Below are 18,328 nucleotides of genomic sequence, written 5' to 3' on the forward strand. Positions count from 1 at the left end.
GTTTCGCCATTTTTAATTTATAAAAACTTTCTACCTTTCTCCTAAAAATTAAACCTGATGGATTCAATTAAATGTGGCTGGTGCATAGGAGACCCGTTATATGAGGCATATCATGATACAGAATGGGGTGTTCCTGTTAAAGACGATGCTACTTTATTTGAATTTCTAGTCTTAGAAACCTTCCAAGCTGGTCTAAGTTGGATTACCATCTTAAAAAAACGAGAAAACTTTAGAGCTGCTTTTGATGGCTTTGATTACAAAAAGATTGCCACTTATCCTCAATCTAAGATAGACGACCTGCTTACGGATGCTGGTATTATACGCAATAAACTAAAAGTAAGTGCCACAATAACCAATGCCCAAGCGTTTATACAAACGCAAGAAGAATTTGGCTCTTTCAGTCATTATATATGGTCATTTGTAAACCATAAACCAATAAAGAATAATTTTACCAGCTTAAAAGAAATACCTGCTACAACTCCTATTTCTGATGCCTTAAGTAAAGACCTAAAAAAAAGAGGCTTTAAATTTGTTGGCAGCACTGTAGTTTATGCATTTATGCAAGCTACAGGCATGGTAAATGACCACATAACTTCTTGTTTTAGGTATGATGAAATCTAAAGTGCTTCTATTTTTTTTCTCTTTAATGTACTGCCTTACCCTTATGGCACAAACTAAAAACGAACGAGAAATCCGTATTTCAGAAGATGAATTTCCGTCTAGTGCTTATAGCAGGTTAGTCCCTTATTTAACCAATTCTAAGCACTTACGCTTTTATCAAGAGAAAGACGGCGACAAACTTTCTTATGAGGCCAAATTTAAATCTGGCAAAATACATTATAGCGTAGAGTTTGATGCGCATGGTGTACTAGAAGATGTAGAATATATTATTGAAGAAATAGATATACCAGATGCCAGTTGGGAGGTAATGCAGGTATATTTAAATAGCAAATTTAGTCGCTATCGCATTAAAAAAATTCAGCAACATTATCCTAATATCAGTGGTGCCCAGACTACACTCAAAAATGCTTTTCAAAACCTACTTACCAAAGAAATACGTTATGAGATGATTGTTGCCTACCGCACCAAAAAAGGCTTCAAAGAAATAGAAATTCTGTTTAATGCAGCAGGGCAACATCTTTATAGCAGAGAAAGTATTCCCCAAAAATACGACTATGTACGGTATTAAATATTGGGAATTTCTACTATTATTCCTCTTCTGTTTTTGCAGTGTTCAAGGACAAGATTTTACAGGATATTTACAGCCAAAAATTGCTTTGAACTACAAAGTAAGTCCTTTTTATAGCCAAAATTACAGTGTTCAAAATCGCAGCTATTTTTACAGAAATGAGGAAGCTAGTCTAGCAGTAAGACAAATAGATGCAGTTCACTTTAGTAATTATAAACTAATGGACAATCAAAGTATAGCTTTGGGTGTTCAATTTAGATTTAGGGAAGCCTTTGAAGCTAAAGCGAACGAATTGCGCTTTACCCAACAATACGATTTTACCATAAAACCATTTAGCCTGAGATACGGACACCGATTTAGAACGGAACAACGTATCACAACCAATAACTTTATTCATAGATTTAGATATCGATTTTCATTGGATTTACCACTAAATGGAGAACGATTAGATTTAGGGGAAACTTACCTAGTAGGCAATTGGGAATCCCTAGTTAGTGTAGGTAAAAAAATGAATCCAGAATATGACCAAAGATTAACTTTACAATTGGGTTGGTTTTTGTCTGATACGTGTAAGGTACAAATAGGTACAGAATATCGTTTGGAAGATGCTTTAGAGGGCCAACATCACATTTTATTCTTCCTATCCACCCTCAATATTTCCATTTAAATAAGATAAAAAGACTGTTCTGTCTATTTCTTCCGCACCCAATGATTTTAAGTGTTCTGTGTAAACTTGACAATCTATTATGCTGTATTTTTTATGGGATAGGTGTTGCGCCAGATGTATAAAGGCAAACTTACTAGCATTACTAGTAAGGCTAAACATACTCTCTCCACAAAAGACATGACCTAAATCTACACCGTACAAACCGCCAACTAATCTATCTTGCTGCCAAACCTCATAAGAAGTAGCAAATCCACGTTGGTGCAAGTCCATATAAGCCGTTATCATTTTATCTGTTATCCATGTACCTTCTTGGTCCTTTCTGTCTTTTTTAGCACAATGGATTATCACCGACTCAAAGTCTTGATTAATGGTTAATCTAAACTGATTATCCCTTAGTACTTTACGCATACTTTTAGAGATTTTAATTTTATTTGGAAAAAGTACCATTCTTGGATCAGGAGACCACCATAAGATAAGAGCGTCATCATTAAACCAAGGAAAAATTCCGCTCTTATAGGCTAATAATAGTCGCTCAGGAGATAAATCCCCACCAACCGCCAAAAGTCCTTCTGCATTAGCATGTGCTATTGGCGGAAACCACAACCTATCATCTAGATAGTAAATTGCGTTTTTGCCACTTGGGTCCATCAGTTTGTTTTCTAGAAAACTATTTAAATAAAATCATTTAAACAACCCCTTTTAGTGCTTATTCGCAACAATAGCTAACGCTTTAAAATAAAAAAGCCATCCATAACTGATGGCTTACTTATGTATTAAACTTTTTTTAATTAAAAAGGTAAATCGTCATGGTCTTCATCGTTAAAATCATCGGCAGGCTCAAAAGCTTCCATAGGAGGTACTGGTGGCATACTGTTGTCTCCACCCTGAGCTTGTTGTTCCAAATTTTCTATTCTCCAACCTTGGATAGAGTTAAAATACTTAGTTTCACCTTGTGGATTAGTCCACTCTCTACCTCTAAGGTTTATGCTCACCTTCACCATTTGTCCTGCACGGTAAGAATTCAATAAATCGCACTTATCTTGTACAAACTCAACTAAAATATGTTGTGGGTATTGCTCTTCTGTGGTTACCACAACTTCTCTTTTTCTAAAACCATTGTTACCATAGGTCTTAGTTTCGTCTATCATTTTAATTCTTCCCTGAACTTCCATCTAAAACTATTTATTGACTTCAAAAATAGGCAATTTAGAGGCTAAATTTAAAATGCAACAAGCGGATGTTTTCAACAATTAATACATTTTGCTTTATCTTTAATCCCATACAACCTATGGAATGAAATTCAATCCTAGAAAACGTACTTCTAACCTAGTGCTACTCCTATCCGCTTTTATTTTTGTAGCGCTAATTCTTTGGAACACCAACAGCTTTTTTAAAAAGTTTAAAGAAGAAGAACGTTTGAAAATGGAAATTTGGGCCACCGCTCAATCAGAATTAATACAAAGCTCAGTAGATAAAGAATTAGGAGACCTTACGCTGAAAGTATTAGGCAACAACACCTCTACTCCTATGATTTTGGTAAATGAAGAAGGCTCCATAAAAACGCACAACATACCTGCAGAATTAGGGAAAGACTCTATTTATATTCAAAATAAAATTGCCCAATTTAAAAGTGAAAATACTCCCATACAAATTATACAAGGAGGTGAACTGTTAGAAACACTGTATTACGGTAATTCTGAAGTGTTGAACAAACTAAAGTTTTATCCACTGGCATTGCTACTTATCATTTGCCTTTTTGCGACCGTCATTTTTTTCTTTTTTAAAACAAATAAAGCTTCTGAACAAAACAAACTTTGGGCAGGTATGGCTAAAGAAACGGCACACCAAATAGGAACACCATTAACCTCTTTATTGGGGTGGAATGAGCTATTAAAAACTGAAGCTATTAATCCGGAAATTACCAAAGAAATTGCTAAAGACATAGATCGCCTACAAACCATTACCGAACGCTTTTCTAAAATTGGCTCTATGCCAGAACTTAAACCACATGATATTGTAGAAGAAACCCGGAAAGCTTACGAGTATCTTAAAAAAAGGAGTTCTAGACTTATCCGTTTTTCCTTTGTAACAGAAATAGATGAATTATTGGTACCTTTAAATCCACCGCTATACAACTGGAGCATTGAAAATTTAGTTAAAAATGGCATAGATGCCATGCGTGGAAAAGGAGATATAGACTTGCACATTGCCTTAAAAGATAACTATGTTTCTATATCTATTACAGACACCGGACACGGAATACCAAAAAGTGAATTTAATGCAATTTTTAATCCTGGAGTAACCACAAAAAAAAGAGGTTGGGGATTAGGGCTTTCTCTAGTTAAAAGAATTGTAGAGGAATACCATAAGGGAAAAATTAAAGTATTAACATCTAGCAAAGAAGGTACAGTAATGCAGATTTTATTAAAAACAAAGTAGGCCATGGCAAAAGAAAAAAATATTGCAATTAAAGAAGTTGAGCTTACCAATAATTGCCCAGAATGTTACAACCAGTTACTAAAACTAACCTTTTACCAAAAACATACCTACAATGCTTTTTTTCATAGAATTACATCTCAAATTTCTCATGAGATTAAATGTAAAACTTGTTATTCTATGATTTACCCTGTAAACTGGACCGAAGATATAGAACGGGTTTTTGAGTATTACAATAAACTAGCTACTCCGGAAAAAAAGGCAACCAAACCAACTACACTTACATTTGTATTAATTACCCTAGCGGTTGTTGCGGTAGGTGTAGGTACATATTTTTTAATTGCTTAAGCCATATTTGCACGTATGCTTGCTGCTATTGCTTCCAACTCCACTGCCTCTACTTTTTCTTTATGTTTAAAAGTGGCATTATGCATGCCTTGTAAGGGAATTAAATGCACGTGTACGTGAGGTACTTCTAAACCGATTACAGTCATCCCTACCCGCTTACAATCTATTGTTGCCTCTATAGCTTTACCTACCTTTCTAGAAAACGCCATTAACCCCATATACGTTTCTTCGTCTAAATCTAATAACTTATCTACCTCTTTTTTAGGTACACAGAGCGTATGCCCCTTTGCATTGGGGTTAATGTCTAGAAACGCAAAAAACTGTTCGTCTTCCGCTATTTTGTAGCAGGGTATTTCGCCATTAATAATTCTTGTAAAAATGCTCGCCATAGTTATGTTTTTACCAAAAAAAATCCTGTCTTTAGTAGACAGGATTAAAGATATTCATTAAAACGAAATAACCTAGTCTCGGGTTATTTCTAATATTTCAAATTGTAAAGTTCCGTTAGGCACCTTTATTTCTGCTACATCGCCCACAGATTTACCTAATAACCCTTTACCAATAGGCGAGGTCACGGATATTTTACCCGTTTTAAGGTTAGCTTCGCTTTCCGCAACTAGGGTATATTTCATTTCCATGCCATTGGCTTGGTTCTTTAATTTTACAGTAGAAAGCACCAATACTTTAGAGGTGTCTAGTTGAGACTCATCTATAATTCTTGCATTGGCAACGGTTTCCTCTAACTTGGCAATTTTCATTTCTAAAAGGCCTTGAGCTTCTTTGGCAGCGTCATACTCTGCATTTTCTGATAAATCGCCTTTGTCTCTTGCTTCTGCAATAGCTTGGGATGCTTTGGGTCTTTCTACATCTCTAAGTTGGTCTAACTCTTCCTTCAACTTCTTTAATCCCTCTGGAGTATAATATGAAACTTTTGACATATATCTTATAATTTAAGCAAAAACACGCAGGAGAAAAATTGTCTTTTCCCTACGTTACGCTTTATTTATTAATTGAAAAATCCTCTGCACAACCACCATATCGTGATTTTTAGAGAGGATTAACGCAAATATACATAATTTTTGACCACTTTTACGGCAAATTTTTAGGATGAGATATTTCTTTTTACTGATTGTCACCCTTTTGCTTTTTGGATGCGATAAAAACACTACAAACAGAAATCCCTTTTTACAAGAGGTGGGCTTCCGGTTTGAACTCAACCTTAATTTACCCCTCTACAGTAATCTAAACAGTGTTGGTAATCCCATTTATGTGGGAAATAATGGTGTAGGCACTCGCGGTGCTTTTGTGATGCGTACTGGGCCAGACACTTTTTTTGCGTTTGAAGCCAGTTGCCCTAATCATGCTCCTAATGAGTGTTCTACTATGACTTTAGATGGGTCAAATGTGGTTTGTAGTTGTGATGACTATGAATACAGTTTATTTTCTGGGTCCATGCTAAACAGACCTGATGACGGTCAGCGCTATTATGACCTTTTGTTTTACAACACAACTGTGGCTGGCAGTTCTGTAATAATTTCTAACTAAATAGCTCCTAAAATCTTATCCATAACCCAACTGGTATGCAATGCCGTTTTCCCTGTAGATGGATGCTCTAAAATTCCAAGCAAGTGTTGCTGTATATTATGCACATGAAATTCTTGTACATGCTTAGGGTGAGGAATAAATAAACTTTCTTCTTGTGTTGCTGTTTTTAGTATCACCGGTTCTTCTCCTAGGACAGAAAATCTAATTTCTCCATTTTCACCCAGAATCACCACCTCATCTTTTGGCTCATGCGTAGCAAAATTCCAAGTGCCTGTACCCAAAACTCCATTAGCGTGTTCCCAAACACCAGAAATTGCATCTTTAGCGGTATATAACCCTTGTTGATTTATAGCGATACCCTTAGCCGAAGTGATATCACCTAATAGAAAACAAAATAAATCTAGGCCGTGACTCGCTAAATCGTCAAAATAGCCTGCTGGCGCAATATTGGCATCTGTACGCCAATTATAGTGTTTGTTTTTATCTAAAGAACTTGCATTTCTAGTCTTTAACCAATGAATGTGTCTTGGTCTACCAATTGCGCTACTATCTAACCATTCTTTCACCTTTAAAAAACGGGGTAAAGACCTACGGTAATACGCTACAAAAAGCGGAATATCTTTCTTTTCAAAAGCCTCATAAATTTCTAAACCCTCCTTGTAAGATGGTGCTAAGGGTTTTTCTATACAACAGGGCTTGCCAACTGCAGCTACTTTTAGCGCAAATTTTTTATGTAAATGCGGTGGTGTAGCAATATAAATTGCATCAATTTCCGGAGAATTGATTAAATCTTCTGCTTTTGTTGTAAAAGCTGGCACCTGATGCCTCTTAGCATAATCTGCCACTTTTTCTGCATCTCTACGCATTACCATCCGTAGTTCAAAGTGTGGCGTAAATTGATAAGGAGGTCCGCTTTTAACTTCTGTAACCGCGCCACAACCCACTATGCCCCAACGTATTGGCTTGTGTGTGAAAAACTCAGATGCTTGCATTATAGTAGAAGTATTTTAGACTATATTAAGCAGAAACACCCTTCACAAATCGAAACAATTGGGGGAACTACACCAAATAGTTTACATCATCTCGGTGCTCAGGGTGTGGATGCAAAGTTAAAAATTAACCAATGCGCCCAACAAGAAATTTATTCCAGCCTGCGGATAATACCCAGCACCTTCTATAGTTGTTATAACTCCTTCAGTACTCCAATCGTCATCGTACGTATAAAAATACCCATTAGAAACTATGTGTTGATCAAATATGTTGTTCACTAAACCAGACAAGACCACACTCTTAACAAAACCATTAGTTGGGATGCTGTATTGTATGTTAAAATCTGTTTGAGAATAACTATCCAATTTAGAACGCGCAGCATCTATATTCCCCATATACTGTTCACCTACTAATTTGGTTAAAAAAGAAAACTGCATATTCTCTACAGGTTTAAATCCAATTACGTTTCCTACCACCAATCCAGGAGAATAGGCAATTTTAGTATTTCCTAAATCTGTCAATTCTCCGTCTCTAGTAAAGAAAAAATCTAAATTTCTATTATCACTTAGTGCTATATTTCCTTGCCATGTAAACCAGTCTCTTTGGTATGCTGCATCAATCTCTAATCCTAATCTGTAGCTATCTCCTACATTAGCACGTACAGGTGCCCCAACATCATTTAATTCCCCAGTTAGAACCAGCTGGTTTTGGTAGCGCATGTAGTAAACATTAGTGTTTACTTGAAAAGATGGACTTACATAACGCCATCCTAATTCAAAATCATTGAGTTTTTCCGGTTTTGGAGTACCGTTTTCATAATCGTTACGATTAGGCTCTCTACTTGCTCTTGCGTAAGAAAAATAGAAATTATTGTTTCTATTTAAATCGAAAGTAATACCCGCCTTAGGATTAAAAAAGTTGAAATCATCATCTACCAATCCCGTATCTTCTCCGTTGGCAGTATAACTAACAGACCTATATTGAGCATCTCCAAACAGGCTCCAATGCTCATCTAACTTGTAATTAGCTTTTACATAACTATTAAAATCTGTTTTACGCGATTGATCAAAATAGTAGTTGTCTCTTATTTCGCTATCCGTGGCGTACCTTGCCCAAATAATTTCTCCAAAATGGTCGCCATCATAGGCATTCCAACCACCACCTATAATCAGGTCTAAATCATCATTTACATAATTAGCAGAAAAAACTGTTCCATAAAAATCGTTATCTAACCATCTTCTTCTAATTACATCTGTTGTATTCAACTCTTCCCCATTCACCTCTAAAGGTGTAAAACCGTAGGTAGCAAAATCATCGTCCTCTTTAAATTGTTCAAAATAACCTCTACCTTTAGTAAAGTGAACTGCTATGTTGGTATTCCAGTTTGCACTCCATTTTTGATTCCAATGTAATTGAAAATGATCTTGTTTGTAGTTATCCTCTTCTTTATCATAAAACTGAATATTACCTGCGTCATCAAAATAAACTCCAGCAACGTTATATGTTGGATTCTCTTTTATATCTGGATTTGCCCCTAATGCAGCCACATATTCTGGTTCAAAACCATACCATGCTTGATAGGTAACCTCGTGCCCACCAAAAAGTAGTGCTTTAATGAGTGTATTATCATCTTTAAAAGAGCCTTGTAAAAAATAAGAATCTAAATCAGAAGATGCTCTATCTATGTACCCATCAGAAGTAATTCTAGAAAGTCGGCCAGAGAATTCAAAATGGTCACTAAGTAAACCTGTCCCAAATTTTACATTGGTTCGCAAGGTATTGTAACTCCCAATAGAGCTTCCTATTTGCGCAAATGCTTCTTCTGAAATAGCATCTGTTAACAAATTTAAACTAGCTCCAAAAGCAGCCGCTCCATTAGTAGATGTCCCCACACCTCTTTGCAACTGTAAACTTTCTGTGGAGGATGCAAAATCTGGCATATTTACCCAAAAAGTACCTTGAGATTCAGCGTCGTTGTACGGTATACCATTTATGGTTACGTTAACACGGGTAGCATCAGAACCTCTTACCCTAATCCCGGTATAACCAACCCCTGCACCAGCGTCTGATGTAGTAACCACAGAAGGTAAAAAGTTCATTAAAATGGGAATATCTTGTCCTAAATTTCTTGGAGCTATTTCTTCCTTATCTAAATCTGAAAATGTAACGGGTGTGGCTTTAGTTACTCTTACTGCTTGCACTAAAACCTCATCTAGTACCACTTTGGTTCCTTGAGTAGTATCTGGAGCTTGATTTTGTGCTACAACTAGTTGTAATCCAAAAAATAATATCCCAAAAACGCTTTGTTTTAAAGCTATGCTACAGCACCTTTTTACTAATGAATAATTCATTCTGATTCGTAATTTAAATACGAATAAAAGGGGTTATTATTCTGTTTTAGCTAATTTTTGCTTTGCTTCTAGTTTTACTAGATGCTTTTTACCATAAACGCTAACCGCGTAATTCCTTGGCAGCATTACCCGCCCAGGTTCAATGGGTATAATCTCAGCCACTCAAAAGCAGCACCCCTTTGAGATGGCGGCAAATGTAATACCTAAAATATAAAAAACAAAAAAGGCCGCCCTGGGGACAGCCTTAAAAGGATCAATCTAACAAACTATTTTGATTCGGGGTACAAGGATAACATGGAAAATTATCTTTGTTTGTAATTGACCTTAGACAACGCATGGTTAGTGTAATATAGCATTATCTTAAGTGTTTATAATGGCAGCTTTTTTTAAGAAAAGGACCGTAAGGTGAGAACCGTACGGCCCTTCCAACCAAATCAACCAACCAATGATCCGCTAGCCTAGTGGCTAAAACGGAATGTGAATAACTTATCTATGAACTTCTGCAGTAACAATTTTTGCCTCAACCCTAATTGTCTTTTCTTCATTTAAATAATGAGATGCTATTGCCAATGCTGTTAAAAATGCTAGTCCGTAAATGATAGACTTTAACACGTCTCTTATTTTTTGTTTCTATAAGTAAGACACCCCTTTTTTAAATGGGTCACATTTTTAAGAAAAAAATTTACGTGTTTGGGTTAACAATTAACTTTTTATTGGTGCTCAAAACTTTGAAACCACAATAAATTTGGGCATTTAGCACAGGTTTGGAAAAACGTAAAAATTTTATTGTAAAGATTGTCTTAAGCTATATAGTATTAGCATCTTTAGCCATTTTAGCTGGATGGTTTTTCTATTTGGAGTTAGAAAATATACTGCCTAAAACGCAAAAAATTAATCCAAAGGAGGAGCGCCTTTTAAAAATAAGTACGCTTACTAATGACATTTATACTGCCGAAAGTCTATCTAAATTAGCTCTGCAACGCAATACAAAAAAAGATTTTGCAGCCTATGCCGTAAAAGTAGACAGCATTCTTTTTTTGATAGACACTCTAAAAATTAGCAGTGAGAGCAACAAACATATTTCGCTACTAGATAGTTTAGCCATATTACTACAGCAGAAAGTAGCCAATAACGACCAACTTAGACGATTAGCAACAAAGAACTATGCAGAAAAGTCTTTAGACAGTCTCATCTTAAAAATAAAAACATTAGAGGCTACCGTGGGCACTATAACCCCGAGAGCTTTGGTGCCCAATTTTGACCAACTACCAGAAGCAACACAAAAAAGTGTGATTGCCTATGCGGAACTACTAAATGAAAATGCCAAACGAGAAGAGGGTGCAGAAAATGAACGTAAGATGGTAGATAGCATCTTAATTGCTACTCAAGATTTACTACTAGATACACGTAAAAAACACTTGCGCCAAAATCAACAAATAGCGAACAAAGAATATCAAATATTACGTACTGATATAGAAATATCACAAAAATTGCGAGACTTAGTGAGCACTTTGGAACAAGAAGTTTTAGCCATTACTGCAAATGCAAACTTAGAACAATCCATCGCCCTAAAAAAAAGCACTAAAAATATTAAGTGGTTAGGCATTCTCGCTTTTATTATCATTCTATTATCCATCTATTTTATCACTAGAGATTTTAGAAGAGTACAACGACTAAGCACACAATTAGAAGCTGCAAATACGTACACCAAGGAATTACTGCAGAGCAGGGAGCAGCTTATTAAAACTGTAAGTCATGATATGCGTAGCCCTTTAGGAGTTATAAAAGGATATGCAGATTTACTGCCAACGGCAAACCGAAAAGAAGACACCGAAAAATACATAAGCAACATACAGGTAGCTGCTAACCATGTAAATAAATTAGCGAATGATTTATTAGACTTTTCTAAGTTAGAGGCTGGCAAATTACTTATAGAACCCACAAATTTTATCCCAGCTCAACTGATAGAGGAGATTGCAACGAGCCTAAAGCCAGCAAATACCGCTGTGGCATTACAATTAGACATAGCAGCAACATTACAGCAAACCTTTAAAACAGATCCATTTAGATTACGCCAAATACTCACTAATTTAATTTCTAACGCATTTAAATTTACCCAAAATGGTTATGTAAAAATTAATGCCGACCTACAAAAGGATGCCCAGTTAAAGATAACCATTGCAGATACAGGCAGCGGAATACCTAAGTCGATACAGCAAACCATTTTTAACGAATTTACGCAAGCAGAAACGAATGTAAAGAAAGAAGGTTATGGTTTGGGACTTACCATAGCGCAGAAACTTACACACCTTTTAGGCGGGAAAATATCTTTTACAAGTGAAGAAAACAAAGGAACTACATTTTATGTAGAAGTACCTGTAGAACATATTGAAACTAATTCCCGTTCCAAATCTACAGATTACAGCTCCAAAAAAGTAGTATTAATTGATGATGATACGAGTCTTTTAGCCTTACTATCTACCTTTTTAGAACAGTTAAACATTCCTCACAAGACCTTTACCAAGCTTTCTGATGTTCCAAAAACGATAGGTTTTGAATATGATATTGTATTTACTGATATGCAAATGCCAACTAACACGGGTTTTGAGGTTTTACACGCATTTAAACAGCAAATGCCGCATTATAAAGGGCAGCCAATTATAGCAATGACTGGAAATAGAACTTTAAATGCACACCGCTGTATAAAGGCAGGTTTTGCTCAACTATTGTACAAGCCTTTTTCTAAAGGAGAGCTGCAATCTGCATTAATGAACCACTTAAAAATAGCATCTACAGTAGACACGGTTAAAAACACCACAAAACAAACGTTTTACTATTTAAATACTGAACCATTAACAGGCTTTTTAGACCCTGCACAGTTAGATGAAAAATTAAGAGAAAATTTAAGAATCTTTTATCAAGAAACCTTAAAAAATTATAGCCTAATAGAGCATGCATTGGCAAGTAAAAATCAGGTTGTCATTAAAGAAATTGCTCACAAAATGCTACCTATGTTTAGGTTGTTGCAGATAAGCGAAGTAATCCCCCACTTAGAACAATTAGAAGCAGAAGCAAAAACAAGATCAAAAGAGCATTTCACCAAAGCCTTAGAAAATGTTTTGAATGAATTAAAAGCTTATTTAAACTTCTAGTTTGTATTGCGCAATTTTATTGTACAAGGTTTTACGGGTAACTTGCAGTAGTTTCGCGGCCTTTGTTTTATTATATTTTGTTTGCTCTAGTGCCTTTAAAATTCTTTTTTTCTCTAATTCTTCCTTGTTTAAAATTAAAGATTCGTCTATGGCGCCAGAAGTTTGTGTTTCTTTTAAAACAGCTTCCTTAATATAGGGCGGCAATAGATTAACCGTAATTTCATTTTCTTGGCAAAGCAATACCATTCTTTTCACTAGATTTTGCAATTCTCTTAAATTACCTGGCCAGGCGTATTGTGTTAGTTTTTGTAATGCATCGGCAGAAAACCCGATAATATTTTTATCTAGCTCAGCGTTCGCTTTATTTAAGAAATAATCTAAGAATAATGGTAAATCTGCCCTTCTTTCTTTTAGGGCAGGGACATTTATAGTAAACTCATTTAAACGGTGGTATAAATCTTCTCTAAACTTACCCTGTGCAACAGCCTGCTGCAAATCTTCATTGGTAGCAGTTACTAGCCTAATATCCACAGAAATTTCTTTGGTACTTCCTACTTTTTTAATCTTACGTTCTTGTAGTGCACGTAATAACTGAATTTGATTTTCATAAGAAAGATTGCCTACCTCATCTAAAAAAAGTGTTCCACCAGAACTTGCTTCAAAACAGCCAATTTTATCCTCTACAGCTCCTGTAAAACTACCTTTTACATGCCCAAAAAATTCACTAGCAGCCAATTCTTTGGGTATTGCGCCACAATCTACCGCAATAAAATTGCCGTTACATCTTCTACTATTTTCATGTATTGCCCTTGCTGTAACTTCTTTTCCTGTGCCACTAGCTCCATTAATGAAAACGGACATGTTGGTGGGTGCCACCAAATTAATATGCTCATTAAGTTTTTCTGCAGCTTCACTTATTCCTACTACTCTTGTAGTGCTTTTTGCATTCTCAATTTTAATTTTAGGTACTACAGATTTTTGTTTGTTTGTAGCAGTATGATTATTCGCTATTAATTTATTGATAATGTTCAGTAAAGCATCTGGAGCAAATGGTTTTGCAATATAATCTGCCGCTCCCTTCTTCATTGCGTCCACCGCGCTACCTACTTCTGCATAGCCCGTCATTACCACTACATGACAATTGGGTTGTTTAGATTTTACAATTTCTAATAAATCTATGCCAGAGCCGTTGGGTAGTCTTAAATCTGTCAATAAAACAGTAAAAGGGGTATTTTCTAATTTTTGTAGCGCATCTTCTAAACCAAAGGAATGTAAAACAGAAAAATTTTGTCGTTCTAAAAATCCTTTGAGCATGTTGCAAAAAGCAACGTCATCATCTACTACTAAAATATTTGGCATATAAGATGGGGTTACTATACAAAGATAGTATTGCCTAAGTCTGCAAAGCCATTAAAAAATCTTAAAAGTGAATACAAATGCATAAAAAAAGACCGCAATTGCGGTCTTTTCAGCGTAATAAACTTAAGCGGATATATTACATATCTAGCCAGTTACCTTCTGCATCTGCGTATAAGGTTTGCTCAGAACCGTCTGCAGCAGTGATTTCTAGTTTAAATTCTTGATTCTCGTTCATGTATGCTTTGTTGATGGTAGCACCAGCAAAATCAGTTTCAACTGCATCAGATACAGCAGCAGGCAGGTCAGACACTGCTATTTCTTTAAATTCTTCTGCGATTACCTCGCTCATGATTCCGTCGTGTAAAGTAGCTGTAGAAGCTGTTACTGCTGATAAACTTCCGATTGCTAATGCTGTGGCAAAAAATAACTTTTTCATTTTGTCTGTGTTTTAATGTTAAACTTTGTTCTAGGTATAGAGGAAAAATAATACCAGAATTAGTGCACCACAGCAAAAAAAGCATAGGTTATTGATTGTCAATGTTATATGCTAATTTTAAATTCTAGCATAGTGTATAAAACACTGTATCCCAATACACAAAGTGTGTAAAAAGGAAACAACAATATGTATACTTTATAAGATTTTGTCACATTCTTTTTTGGCCATCGTCTTTTAAAAAAACCATTTTTAATATGCTCAGGTTTATCCTTCTATTTGTATTGTACATTTCAACTCAAATAAGTTTTGCCAAAGAAGTTGCAGTTACCGTTCAATTTAAGAACAAAACAGATATTGCATTTCAAAAAGGATTTCTAATAATTGAAGAAACCCAGCAAAAAATAGCATTTACAAATACGGCCACAAGACAAGTTCTATTACCACAAAAAGGCAGATACAAATTAGATTTTGTAAGTAAGGGCTTTTTTGCATCTATAAATGCTCCCAAACTCCTAAAAAACAAATCTATTATAACAATAACTCTTTTAGATTCTAATAGTAGTATTCCATTTGTTACAAATACTTACGGCTATGAACTAACACCAACTGTAATAGAAGAGCAGCTGGCTAAAGACACTTTAAATTTTATTATCCATACCATATTACCCACAGATAATAAAAGGCAGGCTGCATTTAAAAAAAACTTTGGTATTGGTTTTATATTTAAAAACTGTGCAATTGACCCAATAAGCTTTGCCAATGCGCAAAAACATAATGCTGCTTTAGCTAACTATTTATTGGATAAATATGGTAATGATTGGCTTATAGCATTACCTGTTACTCCTACAGGTATTAGTATAAAAAAGGACGGATTATAAATCCGTCCTTTTGTTACTGGTAATTTTTTATTGTACTTGATGTGTAGGTTTCAATAAGTCGTTTACCGTTTTTACTGGGTTAAAAGTTACCAACGGTACTTCTACAAATATAGTGTTCCAAAATGCCATAGCACCATTCCAAAGACCTGGTAATTCTAATGCTTTTAGCTCCTTACCCTCTTTGGTCTTACCTGTTATAAAGCCCTGTTTAGTATCTACATATTCTAACAGATTATACTTTTCGCCTTTAAAATTTTTAACTCCACAAACCAAATCTACTGGATTAAAATGGGTACTGTTTTGCAAAATGCTCATTTGAGCACCGTCTTTACTATTAATTTGAGCAGATTCTATAATTTGAAGCGAAACGTTGCCCTCTGTATCTTTAATGAAAAATGGACCACCACCGGGTTCACCCTCGTTTTTTACCATTCCACATACACGGATAGGCCTATTTATCTTTTGTTTAAGTTGAGTAATTTTCTCCTCTGGAGATAACTGTTTAAAATCTGACGAAAAACGCACATTTAACTTGTCTTGTAAAAAAGTAGTTATTTCTTCCAATTTGTCTTCTGAAACCTTATCATTCTCTAATTCCGAGGCATACACAAAGGCCTGCTCTTGAATTTTCAATAACAATCCCGCAAGTATTTTTTTACTTTCTGCTACTGCGGTAAGGTTAGATTCTACCACTACATTATCTATATTTTTTATGAATATGATATCTGCCTCTTGATCATTTAAATTTTCTATTAGCGCTCCATGACCTCCAGGTCTAAAAAGAATGCTCCCATCTGCATTACGAAAGGGAGTATCATCCATGTTTACAGCTATGGTATCTGTAGCCGGCTTTTGATTGGAATATGTAATAGAAAAATTAGTCTCGGTTGCCTTGTTTATTTCGGGTGCAGATTTCGCCTCTTCTTTTGTAAACATTTCTTGATGCTGCGGGGAAATGGTAAAATGTAAATTTGCCATACCTTCACTAGTAGCATACAAAGCAGCTTCTTTTAAATGCTCTTTAAAAGGCGTTGCACTCCCATCTTTATACAAGTGAAACGGTAACAACCCTTTAGGATAAAAACCATAATTGAGCCCTTCCTCTGCCAACATTTCTTTAGCAAAAAGATGTACTTTCTCATCTTCTGAGTTATAAGCACCTTCAATTTTTTGCATAAGTGCCATATAAAAAGGAAAGTTAGGCATACCGTCTCTAAATTTTTTTACCGCCTTATCTCCGGTTTTATCTATATAGGCATCTAGACTTCCTTGCTTTGGATTGTAAGCATCTACAAAATTAAAAATAGCCTTGAACATTCTAGAAGCGGCTCCAGAAGCAGGTACAAACTTTAATAAGTGTAGTTGGTTCTTTTTTGAATCAAATAAAGCAGTAAGTTCTTTTTCTTCTTGTTCTGATAGTTTTACAATACCATCGCCTACCACTGCGGCTTTATCTAAAGTTACAAACGGAATACCTTCTTTAAATGTGGCTATTTGTTGTTGTACTTTTTCCTCTGAAATGCCTTTTTTACTTAGTTGATTTTGGTCTTCGGTAGATAGTTTTATCATGCTGACAGTAGTTTATTGATGATGTTTATAGCTGTTTGTAATCGTTCTTCACGACTACCTTTTAAAATAACAAAATTCTTATCATACTTCTTTAAGGTTTTGTGGAAATAAGCAAACATTTCTTCTCTTTGAGTCGGTTTGTCCCTTAAATCATCCTTTTCCCACGGTACATCTATATAGGTAAGCAAATACAACTGATAATTATTTTCTAGCGCATACTTTTCTAGCAATGGATCACAATACCCTAGATAATACGCTTCTGAGTACACTTTAGTTTCTAATAAATCGGTATCGCAAATCAATATATTTTTTGCTGTTTTAGAAAGTTGATTCTCTAATTGCATTTGTCCCGCCGCTATGGGTAGCAAGTCTTCTGGCTCACAGACTTTTTGCTCTCTATCCCATTTGTTTTGTAAATATTCACGGGCGTATTCTGGAACCCATTTGGTGTTATAATGCGCAGCAAGTGCTTTGGATAAGGTTGTTTTACCAGTAGACTCTGGCCCAAAAAGCACAACTTTTAGGAGGTTGCTGGGCTGTTGTTTAAGCTGTTCTTCCATTGTTTGTATCCTTGAATAGCCAATAGGGTAAATATAAAATATTGCAATGCAAACATTCCCCATCCTCTATAGGCATATAAAGGTACCGTAATTAAATCGCCCACAATCCACAACGTCCAGTTTTCTAACTTTTTTGTTGCCATATACCACATAGCTGTAAAAAAGATACCAGAGGTAACAATATCTATATAATTAGGTATCTCTAACGCCTTACCAAACCACTGGTAAACACTATACGTAATAAACATGGTTAATAAAAAGAAGATAAAACCAATACCTTTTTCTCTAGTGTTGGTTCTAGAAATAACTACAACTTGCTGTTTTTCTTTAGTCCTAGACCAGTTCCACCAACCATAAATACTCATTATGGAGTAGTAGAAATTCATCATCATGTCTCCAAACAAACGGTCTACATAAAATAGATATACCGTAATCACTGTTGCCACCAACCCAGTTGGGTACACCATAATATCTTCTCTCTTGGCATAAATTACAGAAGCAATACCAAAGAAAAAGGCGGTAGCTTCTAGTAAAATTAAAGACCAACTTCTTCCTTGATAAGCGGAAAGGAAAAAATCAAAAATTTGGTTCATAAGAGCTTCGGTCAGACTTTACTATTTTCATATAAAGCAAACCATGTTCCATCAATTCCAAGGCTTCTTTAATCTCTTCTGTTAACAAGGCCATGACCTTATCATACTCCCCATAAACATGGGTACTTAATGCGTTTTCTTGCACGGTAAGACCAGAGTCACGGAGTTTTTTGATAAAACTGATGATTATAGGTTCAAAATCGTCTTGTAAAGGCGACAAGGTTAGCTCTACAGAAATTTTCATGGTTTTTGTTT

The 18,328-nt window shown here is 35.4% G+C and carries 21 protein-coding genes and 1 riboswitch; of the genes, 8 read left to right on the forward strand and 13 right to left on the reverse strand.

Annotated elements, in window-relative coordinates:
* Nucleotides 1-57: 57 nt before the first annotated feature.
* The 3 genes from HCO57_RS09390 to HCO57_RS09400 are packed head-to-tail and all read left to right on the forward strand — an operon-like array spanning nucleotide 58 to nucleotide 1,856.
* On the forward strand, nucleotides 58-621 hold the full coding sequence (locus HCO57_RS09390; RefSeq protein WP_167988828.1) for a DNA-3-methyladenine glycosylase I: 564 nt from the start codon (nucleotides 58-60) through the stop codon (nucleotides 619-621).
* Nucleotides 622-664: 43 nt separating this feature from the next.
* The gene (locus HCO57_RS09395; RefSeq protein WP_167988829.1) at nucleotides 665-1,189 is read left to right on the forward strand and encodes a hypothetical protein; all 525 of its coding nucleotides are present in this window, start codon (nucleotides 665-667) and stop codon (nucleotides 1,187-1,189) included.
* Nucleotides 1,176-1,856 (forward strand): DUF2490 domain-containing protein, encoded by a 681-nt coding sequence (locus HCO57_RS09400; RefSeq protein WP_167988830.1) that lies wholly within the window; start codon nucleotides 1,176-1,178, stop codon nucleotides 1,854-1,856. Before HCO57_RS09395 ends, HCO57_RS09400 begins: the two co-directional genes overlap by 14 nt.
* On the opposite strand, the gene aat is transcribed toward HCO57_RS09400, so the two are convergent.
* On the reverse strand, nucleotides 1,830-2,504 hold the full coding sequence (gene aat / locus HCO57_RS09405; RefSeq protein ID WP_209066124.1) for a leucyl/phenylalanyl-tRNA--protein transferase: 675 nt from the start codon (nucleotides 2,502-2,504) through the stop codon (nucleotides 1,830-1,832). The two genes, HCO57_RS09400 and aat, sit on opposite strands and share 27 nt — an antisense overlap.
* Before the next feature lie 140 nt (nucleotides 2,505-2,644).
* On the reverse strand, nucleotides 2,645-3,028 hold the full coding sequence (locus HCO57_RS09410; RefSeq protein WP_136950555.1) for a DUF3127 domain-containing protein: 384 nt from the start codon (nucleotides 3,026-3,028) through the stop codon (nucleotides 2,645-2,647).
* Nucleotides 3,029-3,149: 121 nt separating this feature from the next.
* On the opposite strand from HCO57_RS09410, the gene HCO57_RS09415 reads away from it, so the two are divergent.
* Entirely contained in the window at nucleotides 3,150-4,295 is a 1,146-nt protein-coding gene (locus tag HCO57_RS09415) for a sensor histidine kinase (RefSeq protein ID WP_167988831.1), read from the forward strand.
* Between the two features lie 3 nt (nucleotides 4,296-4,298).
* Nucleotides 4,299-4,640 carry a hypothetical protein gene (locus tag HCO57_RS09420; protein WP_167988832.1) on the forward strand — a complete coding sequence of 114 codons (342 nt, stop codon included), beginning with the start codon at nucleotides 4,299-4,301 and terminating at the stop codon, nucleotides 4,638-4,640.
* On the opposite strand, the gene HCO57_RS09425 is transcribed toward HCO57_RS09420, so the two are convergent.
* Both HCO57_RS09425 and greA read right to left on the reverse strand, forming a co-directional pair.
* Nucleotides 4,637-5,029 (reverse strand): HIT family protein, encoded by a 393-nt coding sequence (locus HCO57_RS09425; protein ID WP_136950552.1) that lies wholly within the window; start codon nucleotides 5,027-5,029, stop codon nucleotides 4,637-4,639. The two genes, HCO57_RS09420 and HCO57_RS09425, sit on opposite strands and share 4 nt — an antisense overlap.
* A 72-nt stretch (nucleotides 5,030-5,101) precedes the next feature.
* The gene (greA, locus tag HCO57_RS09430) at nucleotides 5,102-5,578 is read right to left on the reverse strand and encodes a transcription elongation factor GreA (RefSeq protein ID WP_136950551.1); all 477 of its coding nucleotides are present in this window, start codon (nucleotides 5,576-5,578) and stop codon (nucleotides 5,102-5,104) included.
* Nucleotides 5,579-5,747: 169 nt separating this feature from the next.
* On the opposite strand from greA, the gene HCO57_RS09435 reads away from it, so the two are divergent.
* Nucleotides 5,748-6,185 carry a Rieske (2Fe-2S) protein gene (locus HCO57_RS09435; protein ID WP_136950550.1) on the forward strand — a complete coding sequence of 146 codons (438 nt, stop codon included), beginning with the start codon at nucleotides 5,748-5,750 and terminating at the stop codon, nucleotides 6,183-6,185.
* Here the strand turns inward: HCO57_RS09435 and HCO57_RS09440 are convergent.
* The 3 genes from HCO57_RS09440 to HCO57_RS16750 form a co-directional block, all read right to left on the reverse strand.
* On the reverse strand, nucleotides 6,182-7,177 hold the full coding sequence (locus HCO57_RS09440) for a Gfo/Idh/MocA family protein (RefSeq protein WP_167988833.1): 996 nt from the start codon (nucleotides 7,175-7,177) through the stop codon (nucleotides 6,182-6,184). The two genes, HCO57_RS09435 and HCO57_RS09440, sit on opposite strands and share 4 nt — an antisense overlap.
* 117 nt (nucleotides 7,178-7,294) lie before the next feature.
* Entirely contained in the window at nucleotides 7,295-9,526 is a 2,232-nt protein-coding gene (locus HCO57_RS09445; RefSeq protein WP_167988834.1) for a TonB-dependent receptor, read from the reverse strand.
* 95 nt (nucleotides 9,527-9,621) lie between these two features.
* Nucleotides 9,622-9,715, reverse strand: a riboswitch (TPP riboswitch).
* Between the two features lie 297 nt (nucleotides 9,716-10,012).
* The gene (locus tag HCO57_RS16750; RefSeq protein WP_262887816.1) at nucleotides 10,013-10,138 is read right to left on the reverse strand and encodes a hypothetical protein; all 126 of its coding nucleotides are present in this window, start codon (nucleotides 10,136-10,138) and stop codon (nucleotides 10,013-10,015) included.
* Nucleotides 10,139-10,290: 152 nt separating this feature from the next.
* Here HCO57_RS16750 and HCO57_RS09450 point away from each other — a divergent pair, with 152 nt between their 5' ends.
* On the forward strand, nucleotides 10,291-12,678 hold the full coding sequence (locus HCO57_RS09450) for a hybrid sensor histidine kinase/response regulator (RefSeq protein ID WP_167988835.1): 2,388 nt from the start codon (nucleotides 10,291-10,293) through the stop codon (nucleotides 12,676-12,678).
* On the opposite strand, the gene HCO57_RS09455 is transcribed toward HCO57_RS09450, so the two are convergent.
* Together HCO57_RS09455 and HCO57_RS09460 are read right to left on the reverse strand one after the other, a co-directional pair.
* The gene (locus HCO57_RS09455; RefSeq protein ID WP_167988836.1) at nucleotides 12,667-14,037 is read right to left on the reverse strand and encodes a sigma-54-dependent transcriptional regulator; all 1,371 of its coding nucleotides are present in this window, start codon (nucleotides 14,035-14,037) and stop codon (nucleotides 12,667-12,669) included. The two genes, HCO57_RS09450 and HCO57_RS09455, sit on opposite strands and share 12 nt — an antisense overlap.
* Nucleotides 14,038-14,173: 136 nt before the next feature.
* On the reverse strand, nucleotides 14,174-14,473 hold the full coding sequence (locus tag HCO57_RS09460) for a hypothetical protein (protein ID WP_136950545.1): 300 nt from the start codon (nucleotides 14,471-14,473) through the stop codon (nucleotides 14,174-14,176).
* Nucleotides 14,474-14,727: 254 nt separating this feature from the next.
* Here HCO57_RS09460 and HCO57_RS09465 point away from each other — a divergent pair, with 254 nt between their 5' ends.
* A complete protein-coding gene (locus HCO57_RS09465) occupies nucleotides 14,728-15,351 on the forward strand; it encodes a hypothetical protein (RefSeq protein ID WP_167988837.1) in 624 nt (207 codons plus the stop codon).
* A 27-nt stretch (nucleotides 15,352-15,378) separates the two neighbouring features.
* Here the strand turns inward: HCO57_RS09465 and HCO57_RS09470 are convergent, their stop codons facing one another.
* The 4 genes from HCO57_RS09470 to HCO57_RS09485 are packed head-to-tail and all read right to left on the reverse strand — an operon-like array spanning nucleotide 15,379 to nucleotide 18,317.
* Nucleotides 15,379-16,920, reverse strand: coding sequence for a DUF4301 family protein (locus tag HCO57_RS09470; protein WP_167988838.1), 1,542 nt, complete (start codon nucleotides 16,918-16,920; stop codon nucleotides 15,379-15,381).
* Entirely contained in the window at nucleotides 16,917-17,480 is a 564-nt protein-coding gene (locus HCO57_RS09475) for an AAA family ATPase (protein WP_167988839.1), read from the reverse strand. The genes HCO57_RS09470 and HCO57_RS09475 overlap by 4 nt, the downstream gene beginning before the upstream one ends.
* Nucleotides 17,441-18,073: a nicotinamide riboside transporter PnuC gene (gene pnuC / locus HCO57_RS09480; protein ID WP_209066130.1), complete on the reverse strand. Its 633-nt coding sequence runs from the start codon at nucleotides 18,071-18,073 to the stop codon at nucleotides 17,441-17,443. The genes HCO57_RS09475 and pnuC overlap by 40 nt, the downstream gene beginning before the upstream one ends.
* Nucleotides 18,057-18,317: a YkoF family thiamine/hydroxymethylpyrimidine-binding protein gene (locus tag HCO57_RS09485; protein ID WP_136950541.1), complete on the reverse strand. Its 261-nt coding sequence runs from the start codon at nucleotides 18,315-18,317 to the stop codon at nucleotides 18,057-18,059. The genes pnuC and HCO57_RS09485 overlap by 17 nt, the downstream gene beginning before the upstream one ends.
* Between the last annotated feature and the right edge of the window lie 11 nt (nucleotides 18,318-18,328).

This window comes from Croceivirga sp. JEA036 (assembly GCF_011882165.1).
GTDB lineage: Bacteria > Bacteroidota > Bacteroidia > Flavobacteriales > Flavobacteriaceae > Croceivirga.